We start from the raw sequence: 18,089 nt of genomic DNA, 5'->3' as shown, positions 1-18,089 counted from the left end.
TTAAAAGTTAATGTTAAGACCTGCATTGATTGTCCGAACAAGTGGATATGGTTCTGTGTTGGTATCGCCCGTTGCTGTATTTTCTGGATCTATTCCCGGAAGCATATTCTTCCAAGTAAACAAGTTATTAGCATTTACATAAATACGACATGAGCTTATTCCTAGTTTTCTGAGAATACCTTCGCTAAACTTATACCCTATTTCTGTATTCTTGATACGAACATAACTAGCATCAGCTAACCAATAAGATGAGCCTGCTCCGTTAGGATTACTATTGACAGAGAAACGTGGAAAATTAATTGGCAATCCTGCATCATATCTTTGCTGAGTCCAGCTTTCGTTCATATAACTTGCAGAACCTTCGGGTGGAGCTTGCCCATAACCTGTCCCACGTTGAAAACGTGTGTAATAATGTGATACGTTTCCAACACCTTGAAACAGAACAGATATATCAAATCCTTTGTAATTAAGTCCTAAAGACGCCCCGAAGGTTTTTTCTGGTAAGTTAGAATATCCTATTGGTACAGCATCAAAATCATCAATCACACCATCTTCATTATAATCCTTATATTTAATATCACCAGGCTGTACTTTATTATTTGAATATGAATAAACAGGGCGACTTTGGTTATTTATCTCTTCCCACGAGTTATATAAACCTTCGGCAATTAATCCAAAATTTTGCCCTAAACGCTGTCCTGTACGATTCTGATACGCATATTTATTAGGTACCTCATCTCTGAAAACTACTTTGTTACGAGCAAAACTATAATTAGCAGAAACTCTGTACCCAACCTGACCAACCTTATTGGTATAAGTAATATCAAATTCAAAGCCTTTGTTTTCCATTTTACCAAGGTTTGATGCTGGTTGCGATAATCCTACGATAGATGAAATAGTCTGCGGAGTAGCAAGAATATCACTACGATCTTCATTAAAGATATCTGCAGTAAATTTGATTTTATCCCTTAACATGACCATTTCTAAACCAATATTTCGTTTGATGGCTCGTTCCCATGTAACATCTGGGTTACCTGTAGCCCCTTCACGAATTCCAGTAAAGCCATTGAAAGTAGTACCAACATTACCAAAGTAATAAGTATTTCCTACAGAAGAATAACTAGTTGGTCGGTAAAGAAATCGTGTTCCACCGATGTTATCATTACCAACTACTCCATAAGAACCTCTTACCTTTAGCAAAGAAACAAATCCATTTTTAGGAAAGAATGATTCTTGAGATGCCACCCAACCCAAGGAATAAGCAGGAAAGAAACCAAATCTTTTGCCTGGAGCAAAGTTTTCAGTACCATTATACCCAACGTTTACCTCAGCTAAATATCGCCCATCATAGTCATAAGTAGCACGACCAACAAAGCTTTGATAACCTTTTGGTATCAGAAATGCTAATGATGGGTCATAAGTCTTTTGTTGGTTGTAAAGCAATAGCCCTGTTACATTTTGTTTTCCAAAACTTCTTTTATAATCAATACCAAATTCAGCTGTTATTCTTCTGTTATAAGTTCCTGTTTGAGTAAAACCAAACTGAGCTTCGGTTGTACTTGGTACTAAATTATAACTACCGCCATTAATAGGCCCACCATTAATGGGTACCACTAAATAAGTAATTAGTGTTTTTGAATTCACAATCTGTTGATCATTATAAGTTTGCAAAGCAATATTAGCATGTGTTGACAAACCTTGTGTAATAGACCCTAAGTCATAATCCATACGTAATGAACCGTTAAGATAATTGCGATAAGACCTTTTAAGACCACCAGCAAGGTTTGGATAAAGTAAACTAGCATAAGGGTTATTCTGGGAACCCGTAAAAATATTAACAACTTTACCATCTAATATACCTGGTGTACTTAATGGGCTTGCTCTAAAAATATCTCCTACTACCCTCTCTGTGCTTGATCCATTGTTTCCACTTCTTACTTCTGTTTGTGATGATAAATCTAAGGTAACTTTCAATCGAGTAGTTACATCAAAATTGAAATTTGACCTAATGTTATATCTTTTATAAGTAGACTGAGGCGAGAAAGCATCTATAATATCTTTAGTATCTTTGAACAAGCCTTCTTGGCTAAAAAGACCTGCTGAGATAAAATACCTTACTTTATTTTGCCCACCGCTTATACTAACGTTTTGCTGAGATTGCAACGAAACTTTTTTAAACATTATGTCGGCCCAGTTTACACTTGGATGAAAGACAGGATCTTTTCCATTAGCATATAGTTCCAAATCCTGAGGCGTATATCTAGGCACATAAGCAGCACCCGTTACATAAGCATCTGCTTGCAAAGCTTCATTGAAATGTGTAGCATAATCAGCACTATTCATCTGTTTACGCATATCTGTAAAAGAGTTGAAGCCTTGATTAAAGGTGTAACTAATCTTTGGGGGGCCTGCTTTTCCTCTTTTGGTAGTAATAATAAGTACACCATTTGCGCCCCTGATTCCATAAACAGCGGTTGAAGAAGCATCTTTTAAAATAGTTACAGATTCTATTTCATTTGGGTCGATATTATTATAATTATCAACTTGAATACCGTCTACTAATGTAAGGGGATCTGTATTACCTGAAAAAGTACCAACACCGCGTATTCTAATTTTTGAAGCATCATTACCAGGTTCACCGCCAGACTGTGTAGCAAAAAGCCCAGGTATACGACCTACCAACGAATTACTAATATTGGCAACAGGCGACTGAACCAATTCCTTTGTACTAATTGATGAAATGGCACCTGTTGCATTAATTTTTTTCTGTGTACCAAAACCAACTACTACAACTTCATCTAAAGCTTTGTTGTCTTGTCTTAATTGAATGTTAAGTTGAACACGGTTGGCTACTGGAATCTCTTGACTTAGATAGCCAACATAACTAAATAGTAAGACTGCATTTTTGTCGGGAACAACAATCGAAAAGTTTCCAGAAGGGTCAGTGATTACACCTGATTGTTTACCTTTAACAAGAATGTTTACACCTGGCAGAGCTTCTCCTGTTTCAAAATCAGTGACTTTACCTTTTATCGTAAAATCTAATGAATTAACATTTGATAAACTAGTAGTGATTGGATGTAGGTTTTTTTCTTCCAAAAAACTAAATGATGCTCTTAAATCAGCTGTTGATTTTTGATAATCACTCTGTGAAGAATTAGTTTTTGAAGGTTTGATAGGTAAAATTGTATATCCCCCACCTTTTAATTTTTTGAATTTGAGATTTAACGGAGGTAGAATTCGCTTTAGAATACTTTCTACCTTATCATTTTCATTGATTGGTATAAGTACCAGCTTACCTTCTACTAACTCTTGCTGATACACAAAACTAACTTTGTGTATAGCCTCTAGCTTGTGGAGTAAAGAAATTACACTATTTGTACTCTCTTGGGAGAGTCTGGGCTGCAAACTTTCATTATTAGAGGCATACACCAATTGAGAATAAGACTGTCTAACTTCACAAAAAGAAAACAGTGTTATGGAAAAATAAAAGAGAAAAAGTTTTTTCATAGTCAAAACAAGAATTAAGATATCAACGACTCATCTAACTGTTAAACAACCAATCAATACCGTTTCCCGTTTTTCTATGATTTTTTTTTGATTTTTTTATCTTTTATAAATGCTATCTAAAAAAATACCCTTTTTCAGTCTTTTCGAATTCAGCATCTAAAATTGTAGCAAAATTTTGAATAAATTCATCCGAAGATTTTATACTCAATTTACCACTCAACTTTTTATTCAAAATAATCGGGTTTTCAAATTGAATCGTTATGCCATAATTATCTTCTAGTATCTCTAATACCTCAGAAACAGATTTATCATTCAATACTATAATTGACTGCTTCCAGAATTCATATTGTTCGGGTTTAACAATTTTAAGTTGTATTGGTTTTTTCCTGTCTAAAACAGTGGCCATATCTCCAGGCTTCATCACAACAGCTTGAACGCTATCAACAGAAAGTTTTACTTTTCCTTCGTGCAAAACAACTTTTGTTTTTTTGCGACGTGTGTTTACATTAAACTCGGTTCCTAACACTTCTATTTCAGCTTCAGAAGTATGCACAATAAATTTTGCACCATTAAGTTTAGCAATATCAAAATATGCTTCCCCGTCTAGCCAAACCTCTCTCACTTTAAGTTCATTTAGATTTTCTGCAACTCTCAATGATGAATGAGCATTTAGTGTAACTACCGAACCATCTTCCAAGGATATTTTTCTAATTTGTCCAAAGTCTGTATGATATATTTGGCGATCTTGATTCCACCAGAACATTCCAAAAGACGCTACCATAAATATCACTGCTGCTGCTACCCAATAACGTGGACGATTCCACCATTGAATTATGATTGCTGGCTTATTGATATCATTCCAAATACGATTTTTTAACAAAGTAAGGGCTTCTTCTTCTACTTCAATTTCTTGAAAATGAAGTGTTTTTATGTATTCTCTAGCAATCTGAATATCTTTAGATTTGCTTGGATTTGTGATTAGAAAAGCATTCCAAAACTGATTTAATTCCTCGGTAGGTGAAACAACCCAGCGAATAAAATCAATATCCTCACAAAATTCTTGTACATCGTAAACAGAATAGTTCATTTCAATTATTGTTATTTATTGTTAAACAGAGTGTGTCTTGTTTTTCCCGTTTTAATATATAAAATCAAGATAGTAATATTGAAATACTTGATATAATAAACATTAAAAACAGCAAACCTTCTCTTTTAAAGCTTTCTTGTAGATATTTCCTCAATGTTGTTAAAGCAACATTTATCGTATTATAGACACTTTTCATCGTAATATCCATTACTTCCGAGGCTTGTTGGTATGTCAACCCTTTCATATATACCAAGTACAAAATTTCTTTTTGTCGTTTTGGAAGTTTATTCAACTCTATAATCACAATTTTCCGCTGTCTTTCAAGTACCTGCTGATCTATTAGCTGACTTTCGTGTGGTTGAATGATAAATTCTGCTCGGTCAAATATATAATCTTCTGAATCTAGTTTGTTAAGTTTTGAAACACTATCAGTAAGACGCCTCCTAAGTGCTCTATACAAGTAAAATTGTATATTATCAGTGGGTCCTAGTCGCCCTCTATGGTTGTGTAAATGCAGGAAAAGTTCATGAAGGCAATCTTCAACAAGTTGTTTATTTCTCACTAAATTGTAGCCGTATCGATACAAATCAGCAGAAAACAATTCGTAAAGACGAGAGAATGCTTCATCGCTCCCACCACGAAAATTATCCCACAAAGTAGCATGCTCAAAAGGTTTCAATTTATCTTTTCCCATCAAATTAATTGTAAAATGTTACGAATTTAATTTAAAAAGTAACTAATCAAATATATTTACTGATATTCTGATAAAATTAACCTTAACAACTTTAGTGTGTTTAACTAAAATCAATCGGCGTTTCAGAAAGTGGGAACAACAAAACATTTTCATTTTAGTCCAATTTTACCATAAGTTTTTACTTTTATTTTATCTATAAAAATCCGCAAGCAATTTTTGGCAGCTTCAACTTCTTTTGTAAGAGTTGTCAGATTATAAGAATCAGAGGTTGATTATATAACCTTATCAAGATTTATAGATTACGACATAACTATTCAGAAAACAGGATAGGATTTTTCCAAAAAATGACATTCCAGAAATACTCTATCCATTTTTTAGCAAATGATACTGAATTAGTTGCTTTTTTGAAAGCCTTGTCAATGAGTTGATTTAGTTGCTGTAAATTTTCAATAAATCCAGCTTCTGATAAAGCTGTTTTAATCACTTTCAAAAGCCTTTCTATGGGATTTAGATTAGGAGAATAAGCGGGTAAATTCACGATGCTAATACCAAGTAAATAAGCCTTTTGCTCAATTGCTGGCGTGGTATGAGCTTTATGGTTGTCCCAGATGAGAATGATTCCATCGTAGTGTAAATGTTGTTCTTTGATTTTGTCAAGCATTGCTAAGAAGGTTTGTTCATTACCTCTATTTATAGGTATCAAAAGGCTTTTTCACCTGATTGTATAGAATCCAAAACAGTTTTGTTTTGTTCGATTGGTATTTTCTTTACTAATTAAGCCTTTGCCGAAAGACCATAAGCGAGCTGAGTTACCATAAGTTTGAAAGGTGGATTCGTCGGCAAAGCCAATAATAGATATTTTCCAAATTTTTAGTACCCATTCCAAAAAAAATCAGCAACGGCTTTTAAACGTTCACTAAGTTTTTGTTTATGTTCTGGATGCTGACGATAATCTCTGGGTTGCGGTTTGTAGCAATACATATTCATCAAACGCAATAACCTTTGCACTTGACATTTAGAATAAGAAATTTGAAATCTATTTAGAATTAAAGTAAGAATTTCTCCGCAAGTCCAAATGTCAGCTTCATCTGTAAAAATTTGTTTTAAGCGATTTTTTTGGTCTTTGCTTAATCGGGGTTTAGGCCCACCACCTTGTCCCCTGAGGTTTTGCAAGCCTATCTCTTTTTTTATTCCAGTTGGATTGCCAGTCATAAAGTATACTGATGGGAACTCCCGTCTGCATACAGACTGGTTCAATATCAAATGTTGATATTAAATGAAGAACTAAGGCTTTGAAATCTTCAATATGATTTTCGTGAAAAGAATTCATGAAGCGAAGTAAACGGTCGGGGTCGCTGATTGATACTTGTTTTTTCATCATGCAAATTTGAACTATTTTTATAGCAATTTCCAATTTGTTATTTCATTGTCTATATAGTTTCTCTATCCGAAACCTTTAATTCTTAAGCCTATTCAACTTTTGTTTAAGGTAACTTTTTAAAATCCCAATCATTTGTATTCATTGTATAATCAAACGGACGTTTGACTATACAATGAATAGTAGATATGAAATCTAGCTAACACACTAACCAAAGTTTTAAGACGTAAAATTAGTATTGATAAAAATGAAAAAGTGTCAAGGTACAATCTGGTAGTTACGATATCCTGCTTAAAAATAAAGAATAACTATATAGCTGGTTCCCTAGAATCAAGGCAAGGCTGGCTTGTTGTCGTATAATATATACGTTATTGAACATAGGTTCATTTAGAATAGCTTTCATATAATAAATTCTTCAAAATAGAGATTAATTACATTTGAAGAATTTTCTATTATTGCAAGAATAGTTATGAATCATAATCTCTTTTGGGCTTTAGAAAAAATCATGTGGATTTCTTCGATTAATTAAAAAATAAATTACTTTTGTTTTATTAAAGAATATTTTCTTCAATGATATGACATTAGATATTAGCGATGAAACCCTATGGAAAAGTTTAAGAGAGGGCAATGAATGGGCTTTTTCAAATTTATTTGAGCGTTATTTTCGTTCAATGGTAAATTATGGAAATTCGTTAATGTCACATTCCGACAAAGTACAAGACTGTGTACAAGATGTTTTTGTAGATTTGTGGTTGTATCGACACTCCCTTCAAGATAAAGTAGTAGTAAAGGCATATCTTTTATCTAGTGTACGTAAACGAATTGCTCGATTACATGAACGAGACCATATATTTCGTCAAACGACTTCAGTAGAAGGGCTTGATTTTTTAATGGATTTTTCGATTGAAGAAAAACTCATTCATGATGAAATAACAGCTTCTAAAGTAACATATCTTAATAAACTTATTAATGCTCTTCCTGCTAGGCAAAAAGAAGCATTGTATCTTCGTTATCATCAAGAACTAACTATTGAACAAATTTCAGAAACTTTTGATATTAATTATCAATCTGCTAACAATCTTGTATTCAGGGCATTACAACATCTTAGAGATGCTTGGTCTGGAGATTTAACCCTTGTATTTATACTACTTTCAAGGTTTTTTTAATTTTTTTCGAAAAAAAATACAAAAAAGTGAGTATCCCCAAAAAATGCTGTCCTCTCTAGTTTTGAAACCATTTCCATAGGACAATGCGAAAAACTTATCAATCTATAGATGACTTCCTAAGCGACAGCTCTTTTAAAGAGTGGGTACTTGAAGGGAAACATCATCATCAGTGGCATGAGTGGACTCTTTCTAAAGATGAATCCACAGAGCTTATGCAATCTGCTCGCTTATATTTATTGGCAATGAAGGTTGATGAACAGGAAATACAAAAAGCGGATATTCAAGAGGCTTTAGGACATACTTGGGAGAAAATTAATGAACAAGAACGTATTAATCAAGGAAACTCTTGGGTACGATTATTCAAATCATCAACCTTACAAAAGGTTGCGGCTATTTTACTGGTTGGTATCTGTTTGGTTTGGGTGTATCAACAACAAATTACTCCTCAAAAATTGTTAGACTATGAACAATTAATTAGTCAACAAAACGACGGACTGATAGAACAAGCGAATAATACTGATAAACCCCAGTTGATTACACTTTCGGATGGTAGTTCGGTATTATTACAACCGAATAGTAAATTGAGCTATCCAAAACTCTTTATCGGCAATGAACGAAAAGTATATCTTTTAGGCGAAGCCTTTTTTGAAATCAGTAAAAATCCTGCAAAACCTTTCTTTGTTTTCGCCAACGAACTAGTCACTAAAGTACTAGGGACAAGCTTTAGAATAAAAGCTTATAAAGACAATCCTAATGTAGACGTAGTAGTACGAACAGGTAAAGTCAGTATCAGTTCAAATACTAGTGTACAGGCATCAGATAAACCCATTGTACTTCTTCCTAACCAGTCTATTCGTTTCCAACGCAAAGCGTTGATATTCGATCAGATTATAACTATTAATAAAAACAAATCAGATACTACAAATCAGGTTGAAACGATAGAACAAGTAAATTTTGAATTTGCAGATGTGGCAGTCAGCCAGATATTTACCACACTTAAACAAGCATATTTGATAGAAATAGATTACCCAAAGGAAAAGTTGAAAGACTGCTATCTTACAACATCCTTGAGCGATCAACCCCTTCCTGAAAAACTTAAGATTATCTGCGAAAGTTTGGGGAATAATACCAGATATGAAATGAATGGAAACCAAATAATTATTTACTCAAATGGTTGCAACTAACTATCTAATCACAAAAACAATATGATAAAAATCCATTAAAAAAGGCGTTAAAAATGCTGCTACATTTTTAACGCCAGTGACTTCCCTTCTCTGTTCGATGTACGCTCCTCTGCTAAGGAGTGTGGGAATTATTTTGCTTATACCAACTCAATCAGTATTAAACAAAAACGAACCAAAAGTATGAAAAAAACTTTTAACTACAAGCGGTTGCTTTACCAAATCGTGAAAATGTCATTTTTACAATCTTTTATAGTACTTGTCTTCTCAAGTGTTACCATGGCGACTAACGTCAATGGTCAAGAAATGTTGGCTAAACATGTGAGTATCAACATGAAAGAAGTCACTTTAGGAAAAGTATTAACAAAACTTGAGAAGTCTGCCAATGTTAAGTTTTCATTTAATTCAAGGATGATAAAACTTGATAAACAAGTAAGTATTACTGCTAATAATGAGCTACTCTCGCAAGTACTTACAAAAGTACTTAAACCCTTAAATATTACCTTTTTAGAAGTAAGTAATAGAATCATACTTCGCAATGTGGAGACTCCCAGAGCCACCAGTGAAAACATGGATGAGGCATCATTCGAAAATATAGAGGGAGTCATCGACCAAAATGTTTCTGGTACAATAAAGGATGAAAACGGGAAACCATTAGCAGGAGTAAATATCACGATAAAAGGAACTTTAAAAGGGACGAACTCTGATGAAAATGGGCAATTTAAAATAGATGTTGAAGATGAAAATACAGTTTTAGTATTTAGTTATGTAGGTTATGCCAAACAAGAAGTTCTGATAGGGAAACGAACTGTTTTTACTATTTCAATGGCGATTGACCAAAAATCTTTAGATGAAGTAGTGGTAGTAGCTTACGGAACACAAAACAAAAAAACTATTTCAGGGGCAATTTCTACTGTGAATGCTGATGAGCTTTCGCATAGTAAAACGGCAACAGCAGCTGGTGCACTTGTCGGAAAAATACCTGGTTTGAATTTCCGTCAGACTACAGGTCGACCTGGTAGTGAACCTTCTATTCAAATAAGAAATATAGGTACACCACTAGTAATTATTGATGGGGCAGTTCGCGATATGGGCAGTTTTTCCCAAATGGATTTTAATGATATAGAATCCGTTTCTGTACTGAAAGATGGTAGTGCCGCTATTTATGGGATGCAAGCCGCCAATGGAGCAATTGTAGTAACAACCAAGAAAGGAAAAAGAAACCAGAAGTTAAAAGTAGGTTTACAAAGTTATTATGGAGTGCAAAAAGCTTCTGGGTATAATAAGCCAGCTGATGCAGTTACGTACCTTAGGGCTATTATCCAAGATGAAACCTATAATGGAGTATCAGAAAACGCTAGAACTATCAAAAAGGATGAATATGAAAAATGGGTTAATAAGGTAGATGATGATCACACTTCTTTTGATTGGTATAACTATATCTGGCAAACAGCCCCACAATTCTATAATAGTATCAATCTTTCGGGTGGGTCTGATAATGTAGATTACTATGTAAGTGTTGGGAATCTACAGCAACAAGGGCTCTTGAGAAACTTTGTAGGCTTTTCTAGAACTAACTTTCAATCTAATATAAATGCAAACATCTCAAAGCGATTCAAAATAGGTTTTGGCATGCAAGGGCGTTTAGAACACAATGAACAGCCAGGTCTGCCCGGAGATGACTATTCGTTTGCTGAAGAAACGGCATTCCGTAATTTACCTACAAAGAAGCCATACTACAACGGCAATGAAGATTATCCACTGATATCAACCATCGACCCACAATACAGTTATGGATGGGTTGGTTACAAAACATCTGGTAAATACCAAGCTGAATCTAGAGTGATACTTATTAATGGATCGGCAGAATTAGAAATTGCCAAAGGGTTTAAAGCAAGAGGATTATTTACCTATTGGTATAAAAACTATAAGACCGATTTGCTAGAGCTTTCCCCAATTCTTTACTCGTATGACAAGACATCGTCTCAGTATAACGTGGCTTATTCAGGAAACGGTCGCTATGTTGAAAGGTTTATCCAAAACAATGAGGAAGTTACTACCAACTTGCAATTGGAATATAAAAAATCCTTTGGTAACCACAATCTCTTTTTGTTTAGTGGTATGGAGGGTAAAAGAGGAACGTATCCTAGTGTATATATTTGGGGGTCGCCTGTGGCAAATGGTATTCAGTATCTTACAAATGCAACGCCAGGTATTACAGTAACCGATAATATAAGTTATGTTCAGAAAAGATTAGGATTTATAGGACGACTAAATTATGATTTTGAAGGGAAATACATTGCAGAATTTTCTACAAGATATGATGGAAGTTACTTTTATCAACCAGGAAGTAGATTTGGCTTTTTCCCATACGGGTCATTGGCCTATCGTGTATCTCAGGAAAATTTCTGGAAAAATAATAATTTCTTGAGTAATACTTTTAACGATTTAAAGTTAAGGGCTTCCTATGGTATAGCTGGTAAGGAACTTGGTTCAGCTTTGTCTTTCATCACTGGGTATAACTATAATACTGGTAATGCAATATTAAATGGAGCCAATGTAACAACAACTACGGTATCTGGCTTGCCTACAGTATATACCTGGGGACGAGTTAAAACATTAAATGTTGGTTTAGACATAGTTTTATTAAACAACCGATTAAAAGGTGGTTTTGATTGGTTCAGCCGTCATCAAACTGGAGAACTGGGTAGTCGTTATGATGTTCTGTTACCAAATGAAGTAGGCTTTGGTCTTCCATCTGAAAATTTAAATGGCGATTATACGAAAGGTGTTGAGTTTTCTTTAGACTGGAAAGATAAGATTAAAGATATTAATTACTGGGTAGGAGGAAATTTTAGTTTTTCAAGATGGATAACAGGCGAGAGATACAAACCCCACTGGTCATCTGCTTACAATCAGTATCGAGATCTTGGTAGTACCGAAGGACGCTATAGAGATGGGTCATTTCAATTAATTGCCATCGGACAGTTTAAAACTTGGGAAGAAATTGCTAAGTATCCTATCGACCAAGACCATGCAGGAAATACAACACTTAGACCAGGGGACTATATATATCAAGATACCAATGGAGATGGGTATATTACTGAGCTTGACATGAAAAATGTAACTTATAGAACCAACTCTGGAACACCATGGATAAATTTCGCTTTCAATTTTGGTGCAAACTGGAAAGGAATAGATGTCCGTGCAGATTTTGTAGGAGCGTCTGCTTACACGTATGAACAACAAGGCTATTTACGTTATTTTGACCCTAATGCAAATGTATCACAATACTTAGCTGATAATTCTACTTGGTACAAAGATATTTGGGATAAAAACAGTGGTTTTAACATCGGAAAATATCCTCTTTTAACAAAAGGTGTAAACAACTGGATGAATACCCATTGGCCAAACAGTTATTGGCAAACCAATATTACTTATGTCAAACTTCGTAACCTTGAAATTGGATACACTTTGCCTACAGTAATAACCAAACGAGCAGGAATAGCCAATCTTAGATTTTATTTTGCAGGTTATAACATGCTTACTATCTCTAATATGCCATCAGGATTGGACCCTGAAATTACTTCAAGTTCTGGTAATTCTTATCCTAATCCTAAAGTGTACAATTTTGGTTTCCAAGCATCTTTCTAATGAACTTCAAAATCTCAATTAAATGAAAAATAGAATAATAACAATATTTTGCATATTAGCCTTCCTCTCAACATCTTTAAGCAGTTGTGTAAAAGAACTTGACGGAGAAGTGGTTAACAACTTACCTGAAAGTGTTGTATATAATGATAAAACTTTGATTCAGTCAACTCTGGCGGCCTTTTATACTTCTGTGAATTATGGACAGCAAAATGGAGACTATGGAGCTTACCATTTACTCGACGAGGCCAACGTACAATATGGTGCGGCCACCACAACTGATGATGAAAAACAAATACCACGTAATTTTTACAGAGTGTACGACTATGGATTGGTGAGAAGGATTAATCAGTTTTTGAAAGGAATAAACTCTTCAACAGCTAAATCCTTACCTTCTTTGCCCGAATCCGAACGTTTAAATATGGAAGCTCAAGCTAAATTTTTACGTGCTTGGTATTATTTCAGTATGGCTCGTTCAATTGGTGGTATGCCAATAATTGGTGATACAGTTTATACATATCAGGCAGGGGTGGATGTCACAGGTTGGAGAACACCACGCTCTACAGAAGCACAAATATATCGATACGTTATTGACCAATGTGACCAAACTATACCAAGACTAACCTCTTCAAAAACAACCAATTCGTCAGTAGTCAATAAATGGGCTGCATTAATGTTAAAATCTAGAGCGGCCATCTATGCTGCTTCCATTGCAAAATATGGAAACTTAAAAACCCCGACAGTGCGTACAGCTGGTTGGGAGGCTGGCATACCTGCTGACAGTGCAACGGCATTCTATACATTGGCACTAGCTACAGCACAGAAGGTAATTGCGGAAAGTCCTTATGTAATCCAGAAGGACGCAGCCAATCCTGGGTTGGCCTTTTATAAAGCCACAAGCGTTAAGGCTGGCAATACAGAAGTTATTTGGGCGTTGGATAGGCTTGCTCCAAATGTGGTAACTACTTTTACTAATTATGCTATGCCTTATTCGTTGCGTGACTATACAGAAGGAAATGCGTTAGGAGCACTCCTTAACTTAGTAGAGGCTTTTGAAAACAAAGATGGGAGCAATTCAGCTATTAAAACAAATAACACAGATGGTAGCTATGTTTTTTATAATAGTGTAGAAGACCCTTTTACTGCGAAAGACGCTAGACTTTGGGGGACTGTTATATGGCCAAATGCCACTTACCGTAATCTTGTTGTAAGTTTACAGGCTGGACAAATTAACAAAAACACCTCAGGTAATTACGTGATAAATGCTGGACCAACAGGAAGTATGAACGCTGGAGATGTTTTGACATCTATCAATGGCCCCATTGCAAACTCTAATAACTATGTGAACAAAACTGGATTTTTAGTCCGTAAATTTCTTGACGAAACAGTTGGTGCAGGTCTAAATCCAACTTTTAGTGCAATGTGGATGCCTCGTTTCAGAATTGCTGAAGCATATCTTATAGCGGCTGAAGCAGCATTTGAATTAGGCCAAACTGCCTTGGCTGTTCAATATATCAATATAGTTAGAGACAGGGGAGGTATTCAACCTTTAACTACTTCAACAATTACCTTTGATAAAATTGTAAATGAATACCGTGTTGAGTTCGCATTTGAAGATCATCGTTTTTGGGATCTTAAAAGATGGAGACTAGCACATACACTCTGGAATGGTGTTCCTGGCGATGCTACGGCACAAATGTTTTCATTATTTCCATATAAGGTGGTTAGTCAAGGAGACCCTAACAATGGCAAATGGGTTTTTACAAAACAGGTATCGTATAAAAGAGCAACCACTCCTTTATATTTCCCTATCACAAATTATTATGGAATTATCGAGAGTTCTTGGATTACCAATAATCCAAGGCTTGTAATCAATCCTAATCAATAACTATTTTAATACGGCAATATGAAAAAAAATATATATAGTATTTCAGCATTGATGTTAGTTGTGCTGATTTGCATTACGGCATGTAGCAAAGAAATTGATAACTGGAACTATCCCACTTCGGTTATATCGGGTCAATTCCTTTATAAGGGGCAACCTCTGCAACTAATGGGAACTGCCTCGGATGTTACGGGGACAAATATGCTTCAACTAAATCAGGTTGGACCAGAAAAGTGGGATGTCGGGTATATTAAAATGTTTGGCAGAGAAGATGGTACATACACTATCAATACATTTGATGGGGATTACTATCTAGTAATTACACCCGGTAAAGGCCCTTGGGTTACCAATAAAGATACATTGCGTTTTTCATTAAAAGGAACTAAAACTAATGTCAACTTTGAAGTTACACCTTACTTTTGGTTATCTAATTATGCCACTGAGGTCAGTGATTCCACTTACAAAGCAACATTTAATTTAGAAAAAAATGTTTCAACAGCTGTATTGGAAAAAGTAGTAATATATTTGGGCGTCACGTCAATTGTTGATAATACTTCCAAAGTATATGAAAAGGCATTTACTAATTTATCTGTTGGTAATAATAGTATTTTCCTTGATTTAAAAACACTTACAGCATCTCAAAAGGTTACTTTATCCAAAACAGGATTTATATATGCACGTATAGGAGTTAAGACTGTCGGAGTAACTGACCTTCTTTATTCAAAGACCCTAAAGCTACAGCTTTGATAATTATGATTAGCATATTAATTCTGCATAAAGAGACTGTCCGAAAAGGACAGTCTCTTTTGTTTATCTAATTTTATGTAATTATCGTTTAAGATACGGGGTACAAAAAATACAGCTTATAAAAAATTATTTTCCTTGTTTTATCATCATCTCTAAACTCCAATTAAACGTAGCTCTACTTTTACTTTAGAATTTCCTGATTGGATAGAGAAGAACTAGACTCGATATTTTTTGGAACATATTAATTAAAAATAATATAAAAAAAGTTATATCATGATTTTTGTTAGTGTTTTGCCATTTTCTTAATAATATATTTATTGACAATTTGTTTTTTACTTATTGGAATCTTAATTATAAAAGCATTTAATTGTGTAGTAAAACTGTTGAAAAATTTACTATTCTATTATTTGTTAAACTAATTTTAATAATGACCACGCAAGACAATCTACTATTATTAAGCCAAGAAGCACTAGATATTCTGATAGATCCTGTTTGTATATTGGATTCAGAATGTACCTTTGTTTTTTTTAATAAGGCTTATACTGTTTTTTTTAAAGAATTGTATGGTTATTTCCCCGAAATCGGAAGCAAAAGACTTACAGATACTGATACTTTATTTTCATCCGTTGCACCAACTAATGTTAGCAGGGGCTTGAGTGGAGAAAGGTTTAAAACTACACATGAAGCTAAAGGCAAATACTACGAGTTTTATATTAATCCTGTTTTTAATTCTAATCAAATTGTAACCCATCTTATCATTTATTCCAAAGATGTTACTGAAAAAGAACAACTGATTCGAAAGGTATATGAACAAGAAGAAAAATATCAATATGTGATTGAAAATGTACATGAAGTGCTTTTTCAAACAGATATTGTAGGGAATTTGACTTTTTTAAATAAGGCTTGGGTAGATATTTTGGGTTATAATATTGAGGAATCTAGTAGTAAGCCTTTTTATGCATTTTTGCATCCTGATGATATAAAAAAAAATATATTACTTTTTAGGTCCTTAGTCAACCAACAAAAAACTTCTTGTTCTCACATCGTTCGTTTTATTAGTAAGACTAATGAAATAATATGGATTAAGGTTTTTATTAGTCTTTTAATGAATGAGAAAAAAGAAGCTATAGGTACAACAGGTACCTTAAGAGATATTACTAATGAAAAATCAAATGCACATTTTAGCGAGTTACTATCAAGTAATGTGCGTGATTTAATTTGTATTTGTAATCTTCAAGGTCAATATCTATATGTATCTCCTTCATGTAAGGAGGTATTGGGTTATGAACCCAAAGAACTAATTGGTAAAAATGTGTATGATTATTTTTACCCTGAAGATATTGAAGGTGTACAAAAAAAACATGAACGTTACCTTTTAGAAGGTAACATGGAATCATTAATAGAGTATAGATTCCTTAAGAAAACAGGAGAATATGTTTGGATGCAAACATCTTATAAAATGTTTTTTGATGAATATAACCTTGAAGATAGAATAGTTAGCTCGAGTAGAGAAATAACCTTGAAGAAAAAAGCTGAAGAAAGTATGATGAATGCTCTGAAAAAAGAAAAAGAGTTAAATCAACTAAAAACTAGGTTTGTGGCCATGACGACCCATCAATTTAAAACACCACTTTCCACTATTTCTTCATCAGCTGAAATTATAGAAATGTTTCTTGAAGAACAGAAAGATAATCCTATTAAGGAAAAGATTAAAAAGCAACTTAATACTATCCACACTGAAATTATTAGTATCACTAATTTGATGAACGAAACACTGTTTTTAGGCAAAATTGAAGATGAAAATAGGGATGTTCAAAAGATGGAAATAGATTTAGTTTCTTTGATATATTATGGAATTGAACGACAAAATAGACATCAAAAAGATGGTAGAAAGCTAGTTTTCGAACAAATCGGAAAACAAAGAAAGGTATTAGCAGACCCTCAACATTTAGAACATATAATTGACAATTTGTTATCCAACGCTTTTAAATATTCTCCGAAATGTGAAAGCCCGATAATAACATTATGTTTTAAAGAAAACGAATACGTAATTGAAGTAAAAGATTATGGTATTGGTATTCCAATAAATCAACATAAAAAAGTTTATACATCTTTTTTTCGGGGTGCAAATGTTGGGGGAATTAAAGGCACAGGTTTAGGATTACTGATTGTCCATAACTTAGTGAAAATGAATGGAGGAGAAATTACTTTTGAAAGCGAAGAAAATGTTGGCACAACTTTCCGCATAACTTTTCCCTATTCTTAATTGAAAATATCAAATCTCCATTAATCCATAGTAATTTCTAGCTATGGATTTTATTCTTATAAAATCTCTTTCAAAATTTGGAAGATATGGAAGTGGATGCAGAGCAATTAGATGTTGTGTCACGAGAAACAAGTGAAACACTCCTCCTATTATCAAACCTCATAATCACGATGGGAATGTTTTTATAGAAGGTTAGAACTCTAATCTCATGTAAACTTTAAAAATTTAAACGTATATATCATACCGTACATATGCACTTTATGTTTTTTTATACATTAAACTTTTTTAATAGCAGATAGTCTTGTGCAAAACGCAAATTTCCTAGTCAATAATGAGAAAGTTACTAATACGTAATTACTAAAATTATATTTTTAGACAGTACTGGACAATACGGTGCTACTATTTATTTTACCGAATAATGGTTATTATTTTATTTGTTTGATTTAAAATAATGGTCATTATTTTAAATATTTACTATATTCTCTTATATTTGTAAGGGAAATGTAGTACATTGATAAAGACGA

The 18,089-nt window shown here is 33.8% G+C and carries 11 protein-coding genes; 6 read left to right on the top strand and 5 right to left on the bottom strand.

Translation table 11 applies throughout. The features are described from left to right. The 5 genes from J2Y60_RS11560 to J2Y60_RS11540 form a co-directional block, all read right to left on the bottom strand. Positions 1-3,510: a TonB-dependent receptor gene (locus J2Y60_RS11560; protein ID WP_309959109.1), complete on the bottom strand. Its 3,510-nt coding sequence runs from the start codon at positions 3,508-3,510 to the stop codon at positions 1-3. Between the two features lie 112 nt (positions 3,511-3,622). Next, positions 3,623-4,597, bottom strand: a complete 975-nt coding sequence (locus J2Y60_RS11555; RefSeq protein ID WP_309917571.1) for a FecR domain-containing protein — start codon at positions 4,595-4,597, stop codon at positions 3,623-3,625. A 64-nt stretch (positions 4,598-4,661) separates the two neighbouring features. Further along, positions 4,662-5,291, bottom strand: coding sequence for a sigma-70 family RNA polymerase sigma factor (locus J2Y60_RS11550; protein WP_309917574.1), 630 nt, complete (start codon positions 5,289-5,291; stop codon positions 4,662-4,664). Positions 5,292-5,601: 310 nt separating this feature from the next. Further along, entirely contained in the window at positions 5,602-5,994 is a 393-nt protein-coding gene (locus J2Y60_RS11545; RefSeq protein ID WP_309917577.1) for a transposase, read from the bottom strand. Between the two features lie 167 nt (positions 5,995-6,161). Next, on the bottom strand, positions 6,162-6,503 hold the full coding sequence (locus J2Y60_RS11540; protein WP_309917580.1) for a winged helix-turn-helix domain-containing protein: 342 nt from the start codon (positions 6,501-6,503) through the stop codon (positions 6,162-6,164). Positions 6,504-7,244: 741 nt separating this feature from the next. On the opposite strand from J2Y60_RS11540, the gene J2Y60_RS11535 reads away from it, so the two are divergent. From J2Y60_RS11535 to J2Y60_RS11510, 6 genes are all read left to right on the top strand, one after another. Then, entirely contained in the window at positions 7,245-7,835 is a 591-nt protein-coding gene (locus tag J2Y60_RS11535) for a sigma-70 family RNA polymerase sigma factor (protein ID WP_309917583.1), read from the top strand. Positions 7,836-7,918: 83 nt separating this feature from the next. Further along, complete coding sequence (locus J2Y60_RS11530; protein ID WP_309917586.1) at positions 7,919-9,019, top strand: FecR family protein; 1,101 nt, start codon at positions 7,919-7,921, stop codon at positions 9,017-9,019. Between the two features lie 180 nt (positions 9,020-9,199). Continuing rightward, complete coding sequence (locus J2Y60_RS11525) at positions 9,200-12,670, top strand: SusC/RagA family TonB-linked outer membrane protein (protein WP_309917589.1); 3,471 nt, start codon at positions 9,200-9,202, stop codon at positions 12,668-12,670. A 22-nt stretch (positions 12,671-12,692) separates the two neighbouring features. Next, positions 12,693-14,555: a RagB/SusD family nutrient uptake outer membrane protein gene (locus J2Y60_RS11520; protein ID WP_309917592.1), complete on the top strand. Its 1,863-nt coding sequence runs from the start codon at positions 12,693-12,695 to the stop codon at positions 14,553-14,555. An 18-nt stretch (positions 14,556-14,573) separates the two neighbouring features. After that, entirely contained in the window at positions 14,574-15,299 is a 726-nt protein-coding gene (locus tag J2Y60_RS11515; RefSeq protein WP_309917595.1) for a DUF3823 domain-containing protein, read from the top strand. A 427-nt stretch (positions 15,300-15,726) separates the two neighbouring features. After that, positions 15,727-17,565, top strand: a complete 1,839-nt coding sequence (locus J2Y60_RS11510) for a PAS domain S-box protein (RefSeq protein WP_309917598.1) — start codon at positions 15,727-15,729, stop codon at positions 17,563-17,565. Positions 17,566-18,089: the final 524 nt, after the last annotated feature.

This window comes from Arcicella sp. BE140 (assembly GCF_031456255.1).
Lineage (GTDB): Bacteria > Bacteroidota > Bacteroidia > Cytophagales > Spirosomataceae > Arcicella > Arcicella aquatica.
This window is presented reverse-complemented; position numbering and strand designations above follow the sequence as displayed.